At 69.8% G+C, this 19037-nt stretch carries 15 protein-coding genes and 1 pseudogene; 10 read left to right on the top strand and 6 right to left on the bottom strand.

Annotation, left to right across the window (positions count from 1 at the left end):
• Positions 1–6 precede the first annotated feature (6 nt).
• From E6G06_00210 to E6G06_00220, 3 genes are read right to left on the bottom strand one after another with little or no spacing between them, the layout of a single operon-like run.
• Positions 7–219, bottom strand: coding sequence for a hypothetical protein (locus E6G06_00210; protein TML93983.1), 213 nt, complete (start codon positions 217–219; stop codon positions 7–9).
• The gene (locus E6G06_00215) at positions 216–2996 is read right to left on the bottom strand and encodes an ATP-binding cassette domain-containing protein (GenBank protein ID TML93984.1); all 2781 of its coding nucleotides are present in this window, start codon (positions 2994–2996) and stop codon (positions 216–218) included. Before E6G06_00215 ends, E6G06_00210 begins: the two co-directional genes overlap by 4 nt.
• On the bottom strand, positions 2997–5429 hold the full coding sequence (locus E6G06_00220) for a glycosyltransferase (GenBank protein ID TML93985.1): 2433 nt from the start codon (positions 5427–5429) through the stop codon (positions 2997–2999).
• Between E6G06_00220 and E6G06_00225 the strand changes: the two genes are divergently transcribed.
• Entirely contained in the window at positions 5395–6219 is an 825-nt protein-coding gene (locus tag E6G06_00225; protein ID TML93986.1) for an RNA polymerase sigma factor, read from the top strand. The two genes, E6G06_00220 and E6G06_00225, sit on opposite strands and share 35 nt — an antisense overlap.
• A gap of 114 nt (positions 6220–6333) precedes the next feature.
• Here the strand turns inward: E6G06_00225 and E6G06_00230 are convergent, their stop codons facing one another.
• Positions 6334–6930: a hypothetical protein gene (locus E6G06_00230; GenBank protein TML93987.1), complete on the bottom strand. Its 597-nt coding sequence runs from the start codon at positions 6928–6930 to the stop codon at positions 6334–6336.
• Between the two features lie 737 nt (positions 6931–7667).
• Here E6G06_00230 and E6G06_00235 point away from each other — a divergent pair.
• Together E6G06_00235 and E6G06_00240 are read left to right on the top strand one after the other, a co-directional pair.
• Positions 7668–8639 (top strand): SDR family oxidoreductase, encoded by a 972-nt coding sequence (locus E6G06_00235; GenBank protein ID TML93998.1) that lies wholly within the window; start codon positions 7668–7670, stop codon positions 8637–8639.
• 19 nt (positions 8640–8658) lie between these two features.
• Positions 8659–9012: pseudogene (locus tag E6G06_00240) on the top strand (ATP-binding cassette domain-containing protein).
• Positions 9013–9070: 58 nt separating this feature from the next.
• Here E6G06_00240 and E6G06_00245 read toward each other — a convergent pair.
• On the bottom strand, positions 9071–9895 hold the full coding sequence (locus tag E6G06_00245) for a hypothetical protein (protein ID TML93988.1): 825 nt from the start codon (positions 9893–9895) through the stop codon (positions 9071–9073).
• Between the two features lie 145 nt (positions 9896–10040).
• Between E6G06_00245 and E6G06_00250 the strand changes: the two genes are divergently transcribed.
• Positions 10041–10307 carry an alpha/beta hydrolase gene (locus E6G06_00250; GenBank protein TML93989.1) on the top strand — a complete coding sequence of 89 codons (267 nt, stop codon included), beginning with the start codon at positions 10041–10043 and terminating at the stop codon, positions 10305–10307.
• Between the two features lie 5 nt (positions 10308–10312).
• On the opposite strand, the gene E6G06_00255 is transcribed toward E6G06_00250, so the two are convergent.
• The gene (locus E6G06_00255; protein ID TML93990.1) at positions 10313–11386 is read right to left on the bottom strand and encodes a rhomboid family intramembrane serine protease; all 1074 of its coding nucleotides are present in this window, start codon (positions 11384–11386) and stop codon (positions 10313–10315) included.
• On the opposite strand from E6G06_00255, the gene E6G06_00260 reads away from it, so the two are divergent.
• From E6G06_00260 to E6G06_00285, 6 genes are all read left to right on the top strand, one after another.
• Positions 11280–12143 carry an arylamine N-acetyltransferase gene (locus E6G06_00260; GenBank protein ID TML93991.1) on the top strand — a complete coding sequence of 288 codons (864 nt, stop codon included), beginning with the start codon at positions 11280–11282 and terminating at the stop codon, positions 12141–12143. The two genes, E6G06_00255 and E6G06_00260, sit on opposite strands and share 107 nt — an antisense overlap.
• A 91-nt stretch (positions 12144–12234) precedes the next feature.
• Positions 12235–13029: a hypothetical protein gene (locus tag E6G06_00265; protein TML93992.1), complete on the top strand. Its 795-nt coding sequence runs from the start codon at positions 12235–12237 to the stop codon at positions 13027–13029.
• Positions 13030–13397: 368 nt separating this feature from the next.
• Complete coding sequence (locus tag E6G06_00270) at positions 13398–15296, top strand: cyclic nucleotide-binding domain-containing protein (protein TML93993.1); 1899 nt, start codon at positions 13398–13400, stop codon at positions 15294–15296.
• Between the two features lie 71 nt (positions 15297–15367).
• A complete protein-coding gene (locus E6G06_00275) occupies positions 15368–16783 on the top strand; it encodes a glycosyltransferase (protein ID TML93994.1) in 1416 nt (471 codons plus the stop codon).
• A gap of 7 nt (positions 16784–16790) precedes the next feature.
• Complete coding sequence (locus E6G06_00280) at positions 16791–17822, top strand: zinc-dependent alcohol dehydrogenase family protein (protein ID TML93995.1); 1032 nt, start codon at positions 16791–16793, stop codon at positions 17820–17822.
• Between the two features lie 74 nt (positions 17823–17896).
• On the top strand, positions 17897–19037 hold a 1141-nt coding region (locus E6G06_00285; protein TML93996.1), incomplete at its 3' end, for a PQQ-like beta-propeller repeat protein.

A 19037-nucleotide genomic window follows, 5' to 3' on the forward strand; every position in this document is an offset into this window, starting at 1 on the left:
CGACCATCAGTCCCGCCCCTGCTCGGCGCGAGCGCGTCGAGTTGTGCGGCGATGCTTCGTAGCGCGACCCAGTGTGATGATCAGCTCGCTGGCGGTGCTGCTCGTGTACGGGTTGACCGTGCGGCTCTCGACCCGCACCGAGTCCCTGACGTCAGGGCTCGCGAGCACCGCGGTGCGGCCGCGCGCCAGCGTCTCGGCATCGGGCAGGTCATGCGTCACGAGATCGACCGGCCGCGCGCATCGAGATCTCCGAGCGCGTCGGCCAGCCCTGATCGGCAGTACTCCAGCTTGCGCACGGGCCTCTCTACCCACGGGCTGGACAGGGCGTTGCTCTCGCCGTCGATCCAGAGGATGAGCCGCAGGATCGTCCCCATCGCGCCGAGCGCCCGCCATTTGGTCGAGCTCATCCGGCCCCACGACGCACCGATCGTTCGACCGTAAGACGCGAAGTCCGTGGCGGCGACATCCGAAGCGGGCACTCCCCAGCCGGCGGTACCCCAGTCCATGACCGACAGCCGGCGCCCCGAGCTCGGAGTTGAGACCAAGACGTTCTTGGAAGTGAAGTCACCATGCGCAAGGACCGGCGGAAAGCGACGGCCGAAGCGGTCGAGCTCGTCCCAGGCCGACTCGAGCATCTCTGTCTGCTCGATCACGCGCTGGAGCGACGAGATCGCCTCGTCGGAGAGTGCCGGGTTCTGCAGGCTCTCCTCGATTCTCTGGCCGGCCGCCTGAAGCTTGGACAGGTACCAGCTCGTCCCGCGGTCGGGAAACCGGTCGGCGAGGTCCAACCTCGCGGTTCTCAGATGCAGCGCACCGAGCCACTCTCCGGCCAGCCTTCGGTGGTCCGCCACGTCGTCGGCATACGGCACTCCTTCGGCATCCTCGAGGAAGAGCCAGCCCGCGTCTCCGCCGGGGTTCTCGATCGAGCCGTAGCAGCCGATCGTGGCCAACAGGACCCGCGGGAGGACCTCTTCGTAGACCCGGCGCTCGAGACGGATCCGTTCGAGGCCCGCCTGTTTGGCGATCACGTTCTCGCGGTTCGGGCCGGCACCGCGTAACCGGTACACCTGCGACTTCCAAACCGGTTTTCCGTTTGGTGTCTTGAGCACCTCGACCGACTCGGGCGCGGGTCCGATGTCGAGCCGAAGCCAAGCCGTCGCGGCCGGGTGGTCATCGATCGCCTCGCGGGTCGATGCCGTCCGGCGTGTCCGGCGCGCGCCATTCCGAGAGCGACGGCGTGCTGCGTGCGTTGCAGTGGTGGAGAGCGCCACGATTCGGCCGTGGTCAATCTCGAGCCGCCGATCGCACTCCTCGAGGGTGCTCAGACGATGGGCGATCATCAGAGTGGTGCGGCCGGCCATGAGCCGGCGCATCGCGGCCATGATCAGGCGCTCGGTGGCCACGTCCACCGAGCTCGTGGGCTCGTCCAGAACGAGGATGGGGGCGTCCTTCAGGAACGCCCGCGCCAGTGAGATTCGCTGTCGCTCGCCCCCGGAGAGGCGCATGCCACGTTCGCCGACAAGCGTGGCGTACCCCTCCGGCAGCTCCGCAATGAAGGTGTGTGCGCTGGCCGCCTCGGCCGCCGCCACGATCTCGTCGTGGCTGGCTTCCGGGCGCGCGTAGGCGATGTTCTCCGCGATGGAGGCGGAGAACAGGACGGGTTCCTGGAGCACGATGGCGAACTGGTTCCGCAGATCCGCGAGCCTGAGGTCGCGCAGGTCCACACCGTCGAGAAGGATCGCGCCGCCGGTCGGGTCATAGAGGCGGGTCACCAGGCTGATGAGCGTGGTCTTGCCGGCTCCGGTGGGCCCCGCGATCCCGAGCGAGGTTCCGGGATCCAGGGCGAACGAGACGCCGTGGAGAACGGGCGGGTTGCCCGCGTAGGCGAAGCCGACGTCGCGGAACTCGAGGCGACCCGCCGCCCGCTCGAGCGGGCGGGCGTGAGGCCGCTCGGGCACGTCGGGACTTTCGTCGAGGAGCTCGAAGGTCCGCTCGGCGCTGGCGAGCGAGGACTGCAGGGTGCCGATCGTGCGGCTCATCGTCTTGAGCGGGCCGTACAGCTGCGTGAGGTACGCCATCACCAGGAGCAGCTCGCCCAGGGTGATCCGACCCGACTGCACACCGCGGACGCCGATGACCAGGACCGCGGCTGTGCCCAGCGCCGTGGTCAGGTCGATGAGGCCGCCGAAGACACTGTCGGCTGCCGCGATGCGCACCTTCGCATCGACACCCAGGCGGGAACGGCCGACGAACCGCAGGTGCTCGTGCTCCTCGCGGCCGAAGGCCTTGACCACGCGCAGCGCGGTGAGCGCCTCCTGGACGACGCCGAACGCCGAGCTCTCCAGCTCCTTGGCGTTGCGGTACCAGCGCCGGGCACGCACTTTGTAGCTGCGAGACAGGACGAACAGCACCGGAGCCACAGTGAGGGCCACCAGTGCGAGTGGCATGTCGATCTTGGCGGTCACATAGAGCATCGAGACGAGGGCGATCGCGCTGGTGACCAGGGGGATGACGCCGTCGACGGTCATGCTCTGAATCGCGGTGGCGTCGTACTGGATGCGGTAGATGGAGTCGGTGGATCCGCGCACATCGTGAAACGCCAGCGAGAGGCGCTGCGCGTGACGGAACAGCCGCGTCCGGAAGGCCAGTGTGAGCCGCTCAGTCGTGCGTGCCCGGAGCACGATGGCGGCCGCCTGCTGGAGCAGGTTCAGCACCACCACCGCGAGCAGCAGCCCGGCGACGAGGCCGAGCAGCGAGTCGTTCGATCGCTCGAGCCAGTCGGGCGTCAACGCGGCCAGGGGGCTCGGCAGGGGTTTTGAACCGATGACGCTGTCGACCGCGATCTTCAAGGGGACGGGCATGAGAAGCAGGATCGGTGTGGCCGCGAGATCAACGAGAAAGATGCCGGCAACTCCCCGCCAATGCGGTCGCACCTCGCCCGCGACACGACGCAACAGCGCGCGATCACGTGTCCGCTCGGCGGACGTATCAGGCATCTACGCCGGACCACCCGCGCATGCTGCAATCACCCGGTGGATCATCGGCCCGGAGCGCCACACCCCCCGCGTCAACTCGAGACACGCGAGCGCCGCGACGGCGAAGCCAACCGGGGGCGACAGAACGGTCAGCATCATGGCGGCGAGCGCCGTGACCGCGAGCCGGAAACGGAGAAACCGGCGTCGAACGCGTACTTGGACGCAGCCGACCGGGTGCGCGCTCGTGACCAGCTTGCCGCGCACGAGCGACGATGCGATCACCTCGCCGTCGTGGTCCTCCCAACCGGTGGCGGGTAGAAGCCGAACGTGCACGCGGCGGAGCGCCGCCACGATGCCGGCCGCGATCTCGGCCCTCGGACGATCGTGCGCGAGCACGCTCACTCCGCCCGAGACGCGCCGCACGAGCGCCGGCAACGCCGGCTGAGGCGGAAGGTCGCGACGCGCCGGGCCGCCGTAGCGCACGCGACCCCAGCTCCGCACGAGCGGTTGCGCGACGCACAGCCCGGCAACCCCGACCCGAAAGCGCAATCGACGAGCTCTGGTGCCGCGCGGCGGATGGGCTTGACCGGCATCGACAAGTGCCAGCGCGAGCAGCGCGAAGACGGCGGCGACGGCCGGCACGCCGAGCAGCGGGTACACCAGCGCGACCGGCGCACTCAGGATGAGAGCGGTTGCGACCGGCACCCCTACCTGGTGCACGACGTCGAGGAGGTGACCGCCACCGCGGTACACCGATTGGAAGGCGCCGGCCCCGTACAAGCCGCGATAGATGCGTTGGCGGCCCCGCCAGGGCACGAGCGGGTTGTACATCCGCCCGGCCCAGCGGGCCGTGCCCAGTCCCGTGAACCGATCGGGGTGGCGGGCCTCCACGAGCGCCTCGGCGCGTCCGTAGCCACGCTGCTGTCGCAGATAGGCCCGGGCCCCCGATCGGCGGTGGTGCCAGACGAGCGCGGCGGGATGGAACCCGATGTCCCAGCCTCGGTCGAGCACCCTCCAGCACAGGTCGACGTCGTCGCCGGCGGCCATGTAGACGGGATCGAACCCGCCGACCTGCTCGAGCACCTCGCGTCGGAAGGCCATGTTGCAACCGGGTAGGTGCTCGGCTCGCTCGTCGGCGATCAGCACGTGGACGGGTCCGCCCGGGGCCCGCGCCACTCGCTGCGCTCCTTCGGGATCATCCGGGGGTGGGACGTTCGGGCCGCCCGCGCCGCCCACCGTCCCTTCTTCCATGGCGAGCGCGAGGTAGTACGGCCATTCCGGTGTCGGGTACGCATCGCTGTCGAGATAGGCGACGATCTCCCCCGCGGCGGCGCGGTATCCCTCGTTGCGGGCCACCGAGAGGCCGGCGTGGTCGATCGTCACCCGCCGAGCTCGAGGGTGGTGGGCCGCGATGTCGGCGGTGGCATCCGTAGAACCGTCGTCGATGAGCAGGATCTCGAGGTTGGGATAGTCGAGCGCGCAGGTATGCCGGAGACACTCGTCGACGGTGGCGGCCGCGTTGTACGCGCAGATCACCACGCTGATGGCCGGCCAACGGTCTCGGACGTCAGCGACGGTTCGCCCATTCCATCGCTCGGCCACTGCGAGTGCGGGCCGAGGCGAGCGATCGGCTCGGGTGAGGCCGAAGTGCCAGCCGTCGACGGCGGTGTCCCCGACCCACCAGTCGTCGGTCCACGAGAACAGACACGTGCCGGCCGCGCCGCTCTCGAGCGCGGTTGCCATGAGCCAGTCGATGGTCTCTGCCTGTCGTTCCTCACCCGCCACGGTGGCGGCGTGCAGACCCATCTCGCCCACGACGAGCGGACGGTCACCGGCAAGGTTCCCGAGTCGCGCGAGGTAGCGACGAAAGTCCTTTCGTTGCTCGAGGAACACGTTGAACGTGATGAAGTCGAGCTCGTCGGTGCAGAGGTATTCGGCCGACGGGTAGTTGGCATAGGTGACGAGGCGGTCTTCGTCCTCTTCTCGCACGACGTCCGCGAGCTCCGCGATGACATCGGCGATCGCGCGAGCGCCCACCCAACGCAGCACGTCGGCCGGAACCTCATTGCCCAGAGACAGGCCCAACACGACGTCCGCTCCCGCGAGTTGCCGGGCGATCGACCGAACGGTCGTGCGCGCTTCTCGAGCCACTCGTCGCTTGTCGCGGCGTGAGCTCCCGATGAGATACCTCCAGTCGGGGAAGAACGCGTCGATCAGCAGGTGGAGGCCCCAATCGGCGGCCAGCTCGAGGAGGTCATCGGGAGGCGGTGTGTAGGTCCGGATCACCGTGAAGCCCGCCTGCTCCATCGCCGCGAGGTCGCGTTTGAGCCCGTCCCGCTCCGGGAACCGCGCCGCGTCCGCGCGGGGCTGGAACGTCCCGTAGCTCACGCCGCGGAAGTTGAACCTGCGACCGTCGCGCATGAAGTGCTTGCCATCGACGCGAACGCGGCCCATCGCCCCCCTCGGGACCGAGCTCGACTGGAGACGTCGTGGGCGGTCCGACCCTCTGCGTGCGCTATCGCTCGGAAGGGCCCAACCGGTTACGGGTGTGGCGCGGGAAAGTCGGCAACCGACCTCGGCTCGTAGGCGCCTCGAGGGGACCCAGATCGCCAGAAACGCCTCAATAACAACGGAATCGGGCGCCCCTACCACTGAGTGTGGCGGAGGGCGGTTTTTGAGGCATCATGTGCAGGTGGCGCTGTCCGAGCGATTCGACGAGGTGCTTGCGGCCGCGCAGACCGGGGCACCCTGGGCCCACGAGGCCATCTATCGCGACCTGCACCCCAACGTGCTCGCCTTCCTCCGCCACCGCACGCTTCACGATGCCGAGGACCTGGCGGCCGACGTGTTCGTCGCCGTGGCCGAGGGAATTGCCGGCTTCGAGGGCTCGGAGTCACGCTTCCGTTCGTGGGTGTTCACGATTGCCTACCGTCGCCTGACGGACCTGCGCCGGCGGGCGGGCCGGCGTCGTACCGACCCGCGCGCGCCCGAGGTCGTCGCCGAGCACTCCACCTTCGGAGACGCCGAGCACGACGTGATGGTGGCGATCGCCACCCGGTCGGCCCTCGCCCGCATCGCCGCACTGCCTGAGGCTCAGGCCGAGGTGATCCTGCTACGCGTCGTGGCGGACATGGCGGTCGACGACGTGGCCACGGTCGTGGGGCGACGCCCGGGAGCGGTCCGCGCCCTGCAGCACCGGGCGCTCCAGCGCCTGGCCCGGGAGCTGCCAGCCGGCGGCCCGTAACCGCTTCGGCCGCCCAGACGATGGCTCCAGCGAGATGTCACTGGCGACGCTGGACGAATCGACTGCAGAGCGACTGTTGCGCGGGGCAGTACCACCCGATGACGCGCCCCCGGGCTACGGGGGAGTGGCGACGCTTCTCGATACGGCGCGCACCGAGGCTCGCACTGCGACGTCAGCCAGGACGGAGGACACGATCGCGGCGATGGTGGCGGCATCCCGCGTCCGCGCGGTCCCGGTCGTCCCGCGCCGCCGCCCCATCAAGGCCAAGGTGGCGACCGCTGCTTCTGCAGGCTTGCTGACGCTGTCGGGCATGGCCGCCGCGGGTGCTCTTCCGTCCGTGGCCCAGCGCCACATCTCGACGGTGCTGGCCAGAGTGGGCATCGAGGTGCCGACGGGCGAGGGGAGGCACGGGCGGTCGCCGTCGAGCGCGCACACGTCCCGCGCCGACGACACGGGCGGCGTGGGCGCGACGACGACGAACCACGGCGACTGCGTGTCGCAGTTGGCCGGAAGTGGTGGCGCGCAGGTCTCGGCGTTCGCGCGGTCAGACTGCGGAAAGCCGCCCAGCGCAGGCGGGTCCCCCGCGGACGCCGCGCGAGTTGCCGTGCCGCCGGGCCAGGCCAGGACGGGCGACAACACGCAGCCGACGCAGCCGACGCAGCCGACGCGCCCGAACTCGGGCGCGTCCAACGCCGACGGCCACGAGGGCACCGGTCATAATCGGGGCGCGTCACCTTCGACGACAGCGCCGGCCAACGGTTCGGCGCAACGCGCGCACGAGCCTCATTTGGCGACCTCCTCGCCGCGGGAACCGCAGACCACGACAACGCCACGCGCGGCCCACTAGCTCCGCCGGTTTCGCTGCAGCACCATCTCGGTCTCCGACGCGGGCCTCGCAGACTCCGGCGGGCGCGAGAGAGCCGCCCGGTTGCGACGGGCGGCTGTCTCGTTCCTGCCTCAGCAGCCCACACCCGTGGAGACCGCGGATGTCGGCCTGGGGATCGGTGAGGCGCCGTCGTTGCTATCGTCGTGGCGCAACTGCGTGTTACGGCCGACCGAGGGCTGCACGCAGCTGCGACGGTTGGCGAGAAGCGTGTCTTCGACACGCGCGCGCCCGACCCGCTCGGGCGCGCGAGAAAGCCAGCGGCAGGGGATGGGGTGGGTGGGTCCCCCGCACCGCTGGCTCTCTACTGGCCGGGCTGACCTACCTCGGTGACGGTCGTTTCAAACCTCCGCGGCTCGGCGCGCACCGGCGAGACGCGAACGCATCTCGCCGGTGGGGCAGCAGGGGTGCGGTCGAGCACCCCGACGGCGTCGCCGAGGTTGGCGGAACCCTCGCGACCATTGGAGTGTGGACGAGCAGCCTGCGCTCTGGCAAGGGGGGCGTCGCCCCGGCGCGCGGGGATCGTGGCGATCGTCGCTCGAAGCCTGAGAGCATGACCCCAGCTATGGGATGGTCGGCGGGCAGCGATGCGCTTCGCGGGCGGGTCGCGGTCGTCGCCGGAGCGACCCGCGGTGCCGGGCGTGGCATCGCAGCTGCCCTGGGTGAAGCCGGCGCAACGGTCATCTGCACCGGCCGCAGCACGAGATCCAGTCGGTCCGACTACAACCGGGCCGAGACGATCGAGGAGACCGCCGAGCTCGTCACCAACCTCGGCGGCACCGGGATCGCGGCCGCCGTCGACCATCTCGTCCCCGATCAGGTGAAGCGCCTGGCCGAGCAGATCCGGAGCGACCACGGCCACATCCATGTGCTCGTCAACGACATCTGGGGTGCCGAGCTGCTCAAGGGCGGCCCGGCCGATTGGAACACGCCCATCTGGGAGCACGATCTGGACAAGGGTCTCCGGATTCTCCGGCTCGCCATCGACACCCACCTCATCACCTCCCATCACCTGCTCCCATTGCTCGTCGACGAGCCGGGTGGCCTCTTGGTCGAGGTCACGGACGGCACCGCCGAGTACAACGCGTCGCGCTACCGGCTCTCGGTGTTCTACGACCTCGCCAAAGTTGCCGTGAACCGGCTGGCGTTCTCCCAAGGACATGAGTTGGAACCGTATGGAGCAACCGCGGTCGCGATCACGCCTGGATGGCTTCGGTCGGAGATGATGCTCGACAACTTCGGCGTCTCCGAGCGGAACTGGCGCGACGCGATCGATCCACCGGCCGCCGGCAGCGAGGGACCGTCTGCGCCCGCCGACTTCGCTCTCTCCGAGTCGCCCCGATACGTCGGGCGGGCCGTTGCCGTGCTGGCATCCGATCCCGGTCGGGCGCGATGGAACCAGTGCTCGGTCAGCTCCGGACAGCTCGCGCTCGAATACGGGTTCACGGACGTCGACGGGACACAACCCGATATCTGGCGCTACATAGAGGAGGTCGGGGAGACAGGAGTCGACGGCGACCCGGACGACTACCGGTAGGACGGGGGGCGCCTGGGTCCTGAACTACTTTCCAGCGCTGGCCGAGATCCAAGATCGACGGGCAGGCCTGCTCTCCGGTGGACAGCAGCAGATGCTGGCGATGGCACGCGCGCTCACGTCGACTCCGAGGCTCTTGATGGTCGACGAGATGAGCCTCGGCTTGGCGCCGATCATCGTCGAGAACCTGTTGGAGATCCTGCGCCAGATCGTCGACGACAGCGGTGCGGGCGTGTTGCTCGTCGAGCAGCACGTCCATCTCGCGCTCTCGATCGCAGATCGCGGCTACATCCTCAGCCACGGAGAGCTCGTGTTGGAAGGCACTGCGGCCGAGCTGAGCTCGAATCAACACCTTCTCGAGTCGAGCTACGTCGGTGGCAGCGAGCTCGACGAGTTGGCGTCGTCGCCGAGGTCGAGACGAGTCGCGAAGACCCTCAGCGTCGGGACGCGATGCGGTCGCGCCAGGCGCGGCGGGGCGAGCGGGGGCGACGCGACGGGCGGTAGAGGATGTCGTCGTCGGTCCGGCGCCAGTACTTCCGCGGCGCGTCGTCCGGGCTGGTCACCCGGTCGGTCTCTTCATCGTCGGTCTCTTCGTCGTCGGTCTCTTCGTCGTCGGCCTCTTCATCGTCGGCGTCGATCGACGGTGCGGTCATCGGGATCGGGAGGTCGGGCACGAGCGCGTCCTCGTCATCCTCGCCCTCGTCGCCCTCGTCGGCCGAGTCGATCGAGGTGGTCGAGGACGGGGCGGCGGGCGGCTGACCCAGCTCTGTGGCGCGCGCCCGGTCGTCCGCACCCAGGTCGAACCCGAGGAAGGCCGCGACCCGCTTCAATCGCGGATATGGCGGGTCCGCGGTGGCCGGCGCGGCATCCTCCGGTTCCGACCACGCCCACCTCGACACCTCGGAGCTCGCCGCGGCCCCGGGCGCGTCGTCGCCGACGTCGCCGAACGACGCGGCGTCGAGTCCCAGGTAGGCGACCACCGACCGCAACCGGCTGCGGGCGGAACCGTTGTCACCCTCGCGCGCGGTGTCGCTCCGGGTGGGTGTGGTCGCGTCCTCGAGCGCGTCTGGCTCGGGCGCGGTCTCGACCGGGGGAGGGTCGACGTCGTGCACCACCTCGGGAGCCGCGGAGCAGTGGCTGTCGAGCAGATGGCGTCGGCCGCAGGTCGGGCACATGGAGGACGCCTCGGCGTGGACCTTGGCGCGGACCGCGCGCAGGCCGGGCGCGTCAGGGAGGGCGTCCAATGCGGAATCGGGCACCTGACCGAGGGTACGGGGGCGGCACCGACAGGTGGCGGACTCGACGAGCGGGCTACGAGGGCCACTGGGGGCACGTCGCGTCATAGGCCTGGCCGGCGAGGTACTGGACTCCGACGGGAAGTTCTTCACCGGTCCGTCCGTCCCAGTGATGTTCATCCATGGCACCGCCGACCCGGTCGCACCGATCGAGCACAGCGCGCAGGAGTACGCGAAGGCTCCTGCACCGAAGTTCCTCGTCAGTCTGGTCGGGGCCGAGCACGTCCAGTTCGGGCCGCCGTGGGAACCGATCGCGGCGCGAGCCACGATCGATTTCTTCGAGCGCTACCTCGAGGACGACGAGGGCGCACTGCGCCGGCTCCAAACCGATGCGAATGTCGCCGGAGTCGCCGGTCTTCAGCAAGCACCGACGTGAGGCCGCTAGGCCCGGGCGGCCCAGACCCCGCCCGCGAGCGCGGCGCCGATGATGACCGCGGCAACGACCAGGCCGGCGACGGCGGAGCGACGCGTGGATGACGGACGGAGCATGAACCACCCCGCAGCGGTCCCTCCGGCGAGGCCGCCCAGATGGGCCCCGATCGAGATGCCGGGGAGAACGAAGGTGAAGATCAGGTTGATGACCAGCAGGCCTCCGATGCCGGTCTGCATCACACTGATCCCGCGCTGACGCAGCCCGGCAGCCGCCGCGCCGAAGAGCCCGAACACGGCTCCGGACGCGCCGCCCGAGACGACGGCGGGGCTGAGGAGCAGGGCGGCAAACGACCCCGTCAACAGGGCGGCGAAGTACAGCGCGAGGAAGCGGGTGCGCCCGAGTGCAGGCTCGAGCATGAGGCCCAGCTGGTACAGCAGCAGCATGTTGAACCCGATGTGGATCAGCCCGTAGTGAACGAATCCGGACGAGATGAGCCGGTACCACTCGCCCCGCGCGACCGCGGGCCCGTAGAGGGACAGGCGCGACTGCAGGTCGCCACCGCGTCCTCCCGCGCCCCCTCCGGCCGCGGTGGCCAGGTAGGTGACGACGTTGAGCCCGATCAGAACCTTCGTGGCCAGCGGGCCCGCCGTCGCGTTCCAGCGCCGGACGCGCTGGCGGGCAGGCGGACGGGCGGCGCGCACGCACTCGAAGCAGTGCGCACCGACAGGCGCCTCGCGCAGGCAGTCCGGGCACGCGGGCCGTCCACAACGGGTGCAGGACCGACCCGTCTCCCTGTCGGAGTGGTGGAAGCACGTCGTCACCGTGTCGATACGAGCGACGGTACGGGATCCGGCCGCTCTATTGGCTTCGTTCCATCGCTGACTCGCGCAAATGCGTTGTTCGGTGGCAATAGAGTCCCCGGGGTGCCTGGGTGTGGCTTCACCCGACGGGCCATGGAAGCCCCGATGGGCGCAGATGGACGCTGAGCTGCAGGAGGCGTACCTGCGCCGGCTCGGGCTGGAGGTGGAGCCTCCGTCGGTCGAGGCGTTGCAGCGGTTGCACCGTCGCCATGTCGAGCGCATCTCGTACGAGACGATGTGGATCCACCTGGGTGAGGCATGGGGCATCGACCTCGACGACGCCGTCGTCCGCATCGCGCAGCAGGGTCGCGGCGGCTACTGCTTCCACCTGAACGGCGCCTTCAGCGAGCTCTTGAGGTCACTTGGCTATGCAGTCACCCGTCACGTCGGCGGTGTCCACGGGCCCGGCGGGCCCGACGAGGAGGCGATGAGCAATCACCTGGTCCTCACGGTCGGCGGGCTGCCGGCGAGCCGGAACCCTTCGGGAACCTGGTACGTCGATGCCGGGCTCGGTGACGCGCTCTACGAGGCCTTGCCGCTCGCCCCCGGTGCGTACCGGGAAGGCCCGTTCCACCTCGTCCTCGACCCGACGCCGGGCGGCGTCGGCGACTGGCACCTGACTCACGATCCCGCCGGCGGGTTCGCGGGGATGAGCTGGCGGACGGCCGAGGCCGGGATGGATCAGTTCGCGACGCGTCACCGGTGGCTGTCGACGTCGCCGGACTCGGGGTTCGTGCGGGTGGCCGCCGCCCAGCGCCGGGACGCCACCGGCGCCGACATCCTGCGCGGTCTGGTACTGACGCGCGTCGGGACCGGAACCGCCCCGTCGGAGCCGCTGACGGAGCGAGACGACTGGTTCGCGGTGCTGGCCGACGTGTTCGGCCTTCGCTTCGACGGGATCGCGACAGAGGCACTCGACCGGCTCTGGGAGCGATCGCTCGCCGCGCACCACGCGTGGGAAGCGGGAGGCCGCCCGTGAATGCCCTCCCCTCTGACACGAGTGCCGCGCCCGAGCCGCTGATGGCTCACGTCGGGCCGACCGCTCGGCCCAAGGCCTCTAGTCTCGAGGGATGGTCGACCGGCTCGAACTGAAGGATCCACTGAAGCGCCAGCCGCTGACGATCACGTCGGCCCGGAAGGGTGACCTCGAGGTCATCGGCCACCAACGCAAGCCGCGTCCGGCTCATCTGAAAGCACTCAGCGCGTCGATCGAGCGGATGGGCTTCATCACACCGTTGGTCGCGGTGGAGCGAGATGGCAGGTACGTGATCATCGACGGCCAGCACCGCTTCCACGCCGGAGCCGAGCTCGGCGTCGAGGAGTTCCCCATCGTGGTCGTGCCCGAGGTGCTCGCTCGACGCATGATGGGCTTGAACGTCGAGCAGAGCTTGAACATCCGGGGACGCTCGACGATCGCGTTGTCGATCTACCGGGAGATGCTCGAGGAGTCACCTGAACGCACCGAGGACGACGGCGACGTCGTGGACGCGATCGAGACCGCGCATCTCTTGACGCTCGGGCTCGCCTACGAAGGATCCGGACGCCTTGCAGGCAGCGCGTTCGAGCCGATCCTCAAGAAGTGTGACGGCTTTCTCGACCGGCCTCTCCAGGAGGCGTACGGGGTGCGCGAGGGGCGCGCCGAGAAGGTCCTTGCGGCGGCCAAGTGCGTGAAGTCGGTGGAAGATGCCCTCAAGGCCGAAGGGGCGTGGCACTCGATGGCGCGCTACCAGATCATCAGCTACGCGAATCCCACGAAGCGGGCACGCAAGCCCACCGACTTCGACAAGACCTTCGCCAAGTTCATCGCGACGCTCGAAGAGCTCGAGGCATCGCCTCACAAGGTTCTGCGAGAGAAGATCGAGTAGCGATGGGTCTCGAGCGCCATGATCAATCGCACGAGCGGCGAGCGCATGGCGAGAGTCGTGACTTGCTGCGTACTGGCCGCGGCCTGCTCGTCTCCGTCCGCGCCCCACGCCGCCGCGACGTTCGGGCCCGAAGCGCACGGAGCGAGCAACTACCACCGCCCAGGCGACGAATGGGGCACCGGGTTTCGATTCGGCATGAGCGGTTTGCTGGCATGTCCACCTCACCCGCGACGACACGGCGGGTGACGTGTGGCTGAACGTCGCACGCTGAGCGCGCAGACGAGCGTGCGCCCTCAGCGCAACGGCGTGCCGACGACTCTCAGCTCGATCAACCGAACCGGCACCGCCTTGACGTCGATGCTCAGGACATGGAGATCGCCATTCGGCGACGGGCCGGCGTCGATGCCCTCGCCTTCACCGTCGACATGGCCGATCGACCCGAGTGCCTCGACCTTCCCGCTGGCGAGGTCGACCCGGTAGACGCCGTCGGTTGCGTCATCGGTGGAGAGCCAGACGGCGCCGTCACGAATGTCGGCCCCCTGCACGCGGTCGACATACGTCGACATCCGGAGAGGAGCAAGGGGCCGCCATCGGTCACCGACGTCGTAGCGCAAGAGCGCGTCGCCCCCGAAGCGGTCCATCGAATAGGCGATGCCCGTCGCCGGATCGACCGTCACGAACGAGTTCTCGTGTTGCGCCACGTCGACGCCACTCCTGTACGCGAAGGTCGAGGCATCGTAGGTGAGCGTCGCCTGCTGCCCCCGCTCGTAGTCGGGCTGTTCGAGCGGCGCATACAGCACACCATTCTCCACATCGATGTCGCCGATGTGATTGAAACCACGCGCCTTCCACTCCGCGGGGATGGCAGGGACCAGATGGGCGGTCTGATGCAGCGCGTCATCCGTGCGGAACAACCCGTCGTTGACGGAGAAGATCCAACCCGCGTCGGCGCGGGCCACACCCTGCCGGTAGGCCGAATCGACCTCGACCTCTCCGACGACGTGCGCGGAGTAGCTCACCGCGACGGTTGTCGTCGTCGAGCTGCCGGTGGTCGTCCGCGAGCTCTCGCTCGGGCCGGACGAGCACGAGCCGAGGAGGCCCGCGGCGGCCAGTACCGCGACGGCCGTCCCGCGGGTCGAGAACACGTGCCGAGCCTAACGGGCAAGGCGTTGATACGAGTGGTGGACAACGGCGGCTTGTGGCTCCGACTCGGACCGTCGAGCATGGAGGCCACCGTCTCGCCCTCGTCGAAGGAGTCTCACGTGCGTCTCGAGTCGTCGGTCACGTCGGTGTCGTGGATACCTTCCGAAGCGATCAAGGGGATGGTGAAGGCTCCGTTCGAGTTGGGCGTCGGTCACTACGACAGCGCGCCGCCCGGCCGTATCGACGTCGCGGCGCTGGAGCGGATGCGCGACGACGACCGGTTCCGCTTCGCGAACCACCTTGCGGCGTGGATCGAGGTCGAAGACGGCCGGATCGTCGACTACGGCCAGTCGGGAGGAGGCCTCGTCAGCAGCACGCACATGCACCTCGGGCCCAAGGAGATCGTCTTTCACGCCGTCGGCTTTCCCGACCTCCGCCCCGAGCCCAAGGTGACCTCGCGGTCGGCGACGTTCGTGCAGACCGCGGGTGGGCGGCCGGGGATGCCCGCACCGAGACGAGTCCGGCGCGAGCCGTTCGTGCAGCTGGTCGGCCCGACGGTCTGGACGACACTCCAGCTCACGCTTCATGCCGATGGCCGGGCCGAGCCCAAGCTCGCCGGAGCGACGACGTTTCCTCGACATTGGGTCTACGACGTCGAGGGAAGGGTGTTCGCGAAGAGCGGGATGATCGACTTCAAGGACTGGTACCACGGCGTCTTCGGAAAGAAGGGCACGCCGTGGGGCAACCAGGACTCACCCGCCTTCGTCACCATGGCGGAGACCGCTCTGGAACGGGAGCTCTCGACGTCGATCATGCGAGGCGGCGCCAAACCCAGGCTCCGCAGGCTGCGCGCGGGCCGGTTCCTCACGAAGCAGGGCGATCCGGGAGACGAGCTCTTCCTGGTGCTCGACGGAGTGTTGTCCGTCGACGTCGACGGGCGCGCGCTCGCGGAGCTCGGTCCCGGCGCCGTGATCGGGGAGCGGGCACTCCTCGAAGGCGGGAAGCGCACCTCCACTGTCAGGGCGCTCACACCCGTGAAGGTGGCCGTGGCGAGTGCCGCACAGATTGACATCGGCGCGCTGCGACACTTGGCCGCGACGCACCGCCGAGAGGAGCGGCGCTAGCCCCTTCGCCGATTCGTGCCGCGTCGCTGTGGCACGCTACGCGTCCGCGATCGTCGAGCTCAGAGGACGCGATGGAACTGCAAGATGTCTCTGTGGCACCGGTCTCGTTCGCGCGCTTCGAGCAGCTCGCCACGTCCGCCCGGTGGCAGGAGCTGCAGGACGCCGCGCACACCGCGAGGCGACTGCTGGCCAACCGGGTCGTCTGGAACGTGAACTCGACGGCGAGCGGTGGCGGGGTGGCCGAGATGCTACAGGTGCTCCTCGCCTACGCCTCGGACATCGGTGTCGACATGCGGTGGACCGTCCTTCGGGGCGATCCCGAGTTCTTCGCCATCACCAAGCGCATCCACAACCTCCTGCACGGCTCGCCCGGTGACGGCGGGCGGCTCGGCACCCGAGAACGTCGTCACTACGACGACGTCACCGCCGGCAACGCCGCCGCGCTCGTGCCGCGAGTGGGTCGGGACGACGTGGTCATCCTCCACGACCCACAGACCGCGGGGCTCGTCGAACGCGTCCGCGAGACGGGAGCGACCGTCATCTGGCGGTGCCACGTCGGTGCGGACGAGGCGGACAGCCACGTGTTGCAGGCATGGGACTTCCTGCGCCCCCATCTCGACGGCGCGGCCGCGTACGTCTTCTCCCGCAGGCCCTTCGTTCCCGGTTCGATCGATCCGGCACGGGTTCACATCATCCCGCCCTCGATCGATCCCTTCTCGCCGAAGAACGAAGTGCTGGACGACGACGTCGGTGCGTCGATCCTCGTGCACGCGGGCATCACGCGTGGCGACGCCAACGTCGAGCCTACGTTCGTCCGTCGCGACGGAACGTCGGGGCGGGTGGCCAACGAGTGCAAGATCGTGCGTGCCGACGGTCCCGCCGACCCCGATGTCGCTACGATCGTGCAGGTCTCGAGGTGGGACCGGCTCAAGGACATGATGGGTGTGCTCCACGGCTTTGCCGAGCACGTCGCCGACGAGCAGGCGATCCTTGCGCTGGTGGGGCCCGACGTCAGCGGGGTCACCGACGACCCGGAGGGTCAAACGGTCCTGGAGGAGTGCATCGAGGCGTGGCAGGCCCTGCCCGCGGCGCGACGCGACCGCGTGCACCTCGTGTCGGTTCCCATGAACGACGTCGAGGAGAATGCCGCGATCGTCAACGCCATCCAGCGCCACGCCGCCGTCGTCGTGCAGAAGAGCCTCGCCGAGGGCTTCGGGCTCACCGTGGCGGAGGCCATGTGGAAGGCGCGTCCGGTGGTGGCCAGCGCGGTCGGAGGCATTCACGACCAGATCGTCGACGGCGAGCACGGCGTGCTCCTCTCCGACCCTCGCGATCTGCGGGCCTTCGGCACCGCGGTCGACCGGCTGCTGGGGACACCGACAGAGGCGGCCCGCCTCGGCGCCCGCGCCAGGCAGCGGGTCACGGTCGACTTCCTCGGCGACCGCCATCTCATCCAGTGGGTGGATCTGTTGCGGGAGCTGGGTTGACCGCGACATGAAGGCGTGGGTCGTGCAGCAGCCGGGCCCGATCGACGAGGGGCCGCTGGCGTTCGTCGAGCGGCCCACTCCGGAACCGGCCGCGGGTGAGCTGCGGGTCCGCGTGGCGGTCTGCGGCGTGTGCCGCACCGACCTGCATCTCGCCGAGGGCGACCTGCCACCGCATGGGCCGGAGGTGGTCCCCGGTCACGAGATCGTGGGCGTCGTCGACCGGCTCGGCCCGGGCGCGTCGCGGTTCGCACCGGGCGAGCGCGTCGGCATCGCGTGGCTGAGGAGGACCTGTGGCACCTGCCGGTTCTGCCTCCGAGGTGACGAGAACCTGTGCCTCGACCCCCGTTTCACCGGCTGGGACGCGGACGGTGGCTATGCCGACTACGCGGTTGTCGACGAGCGCTACGCCTACCGGCTCCCCGACGGCTTCGACGACGAGCATGTGGCACCTCTCCTGTGCGCCGGGATCATCGGGTTCCGTGCGCTGCGCCGGGCCGCGGTGCCACCGGGCGGCCGGCTCGGCATCTACGGCTTCGGCGGCTCGGCCCACATCGCCGCCCAGGTCGCCATCGCCGAGGGGGCGGCCGTGCACGTCATGACGCGCTCGCCCGAGGCGCGCCGGCTCGCCATCGCGCTCGGGGCGGCCTCGGCCGGCGACACGCCGGCGCAGCCGCCGGAGCCGCTCGACTCGGCCATCGTGTTCGCGCCGGCCGGCGAGATCGTGCCGAACGCCCTGGCCGCGCTCGACCGGGGCGGGACGCTCGCGCTGGCAGGCATCCACCTCACCGACATCCCCGCGCTGCGGTATGCCGACCATCTGTTCCAGGAGCGCCAGTTGCGCAGTGTCACCGCGAACACGCGCCACGACGGTGAGGAGTTCCTTGCCATCGCGGCACGCATCGGCATCCGCGTGGAGACCGTCGCCTACCCGTTGGAACAGGCCGACGCAGCCCTGCGCGACCTGGCCCACGACCGGTTCACGGGCGCGGCCGTGCTGCGCGCGACGTCGGCGACGTCGTCCGCGACATCGACCGCGTAGATCGTCGCGAGACAAGAGGCCCGGCCGAGCAGGCTTGACGTGAGACACACGAGAAACGAAGCTCCCGGGGCCGGATGAGGTCCGAGGGGGATCAGATGGGGCGCTGGACACGATTGGTTGCGCTCTTCGGCGCGGTCCTGCTGGTCAGCTCCGGGTGCGACTGGCTGCAATGGGGTGGCGGCCCCACGCACCGGGGCACGATCTACGAGCCCGTGATCAGCAAGAGCAACGTGGCGACGATGGTGCCCTCGACGATGGCGTCGATCGTGTCCACGAGCCCCGCGGTCACCTCGGTCGGCCTCGTCTTCGTCGAGGCGGACGGCGTGCTCAGCGCGCTCGACGCGAAGAGCTCCGCGGTGGTATGGAGCGCGGCGTTGCCCGCGGGCTCCACCGTGGGCGGTGCCCCCGCCATCCACCAGGGCTCGGGCACCATCTTCGTCGTCGTCGCCGGCGCCGCCCCGGTGCTGGTGGGCTTCGACCTCAACGGCGTGCGCAACTGCAACCCGCTGCTCGACACGTGTCGGCCGGTGTTCATGGCGCCGCTCGGCAACGCCTTCGGGCCCGCCACCCCACCCGTGGTGGACGGGAACAAGGTCTTCGCCAACGGCGCCGGCACCCTGTTCGCCTTCGATGCCAGGGGCCAGACGAACTGCACCTCGGCCTCGGGCCTGGCCAGCTGCAGCCCGTTGTGGTCCGCCCCCACCGGCTTCGCCGCGGCCGGGGTGGCCCCTGCGGTGGCCAACGGAGTCGTGTACGACGCGATCAGTAGCGGCGGGGGGTCCTACGCCCTGGGCGCCTTCGCCAAGAGCTCGGGCGCCTCGCTGTGGAGCGGGTCGCTCGGCACCGCCCCCGTCTCCGCCACGCCCAGCGTGGGCATCGACGGGCGCGTCGTTGTGCCCGCGGGGCCGGCCATAGAGGTGTTCGCGGGCGACGGCTGTGGCACGCCCAGCTGTGCCCCGGCGTTCGCGCTTGCCTCCCGCACCGGTGACCCGCCGGGGGGGTTCGTGTCCACGCCCGCCGTCGCCGGCTCGACGGTCTCTGCCACCAACGCCAACGGGTCGCTCTACTCCTGGGCGAGCGGCGGGTGCGGGGCGCCGAGCTGCCAGCCCGACCGCGCCCTGGGCGTGGACGCCCCGCTGGGCGGGTCCCCGAGCTACAGCCAGTCGCCGGTGGTGGCCAACGGTGTGCTGTTCCTGCTCACCCGCGAGGTCGTCG

Source organism: Actinomycetota bacterium, assembly GCA_005888325.1.
Classification (GTDB): Bacteria; Actinomycetota; Acidimicrobiia; order Acidimicrobiales; family AC-14; genus AC-14.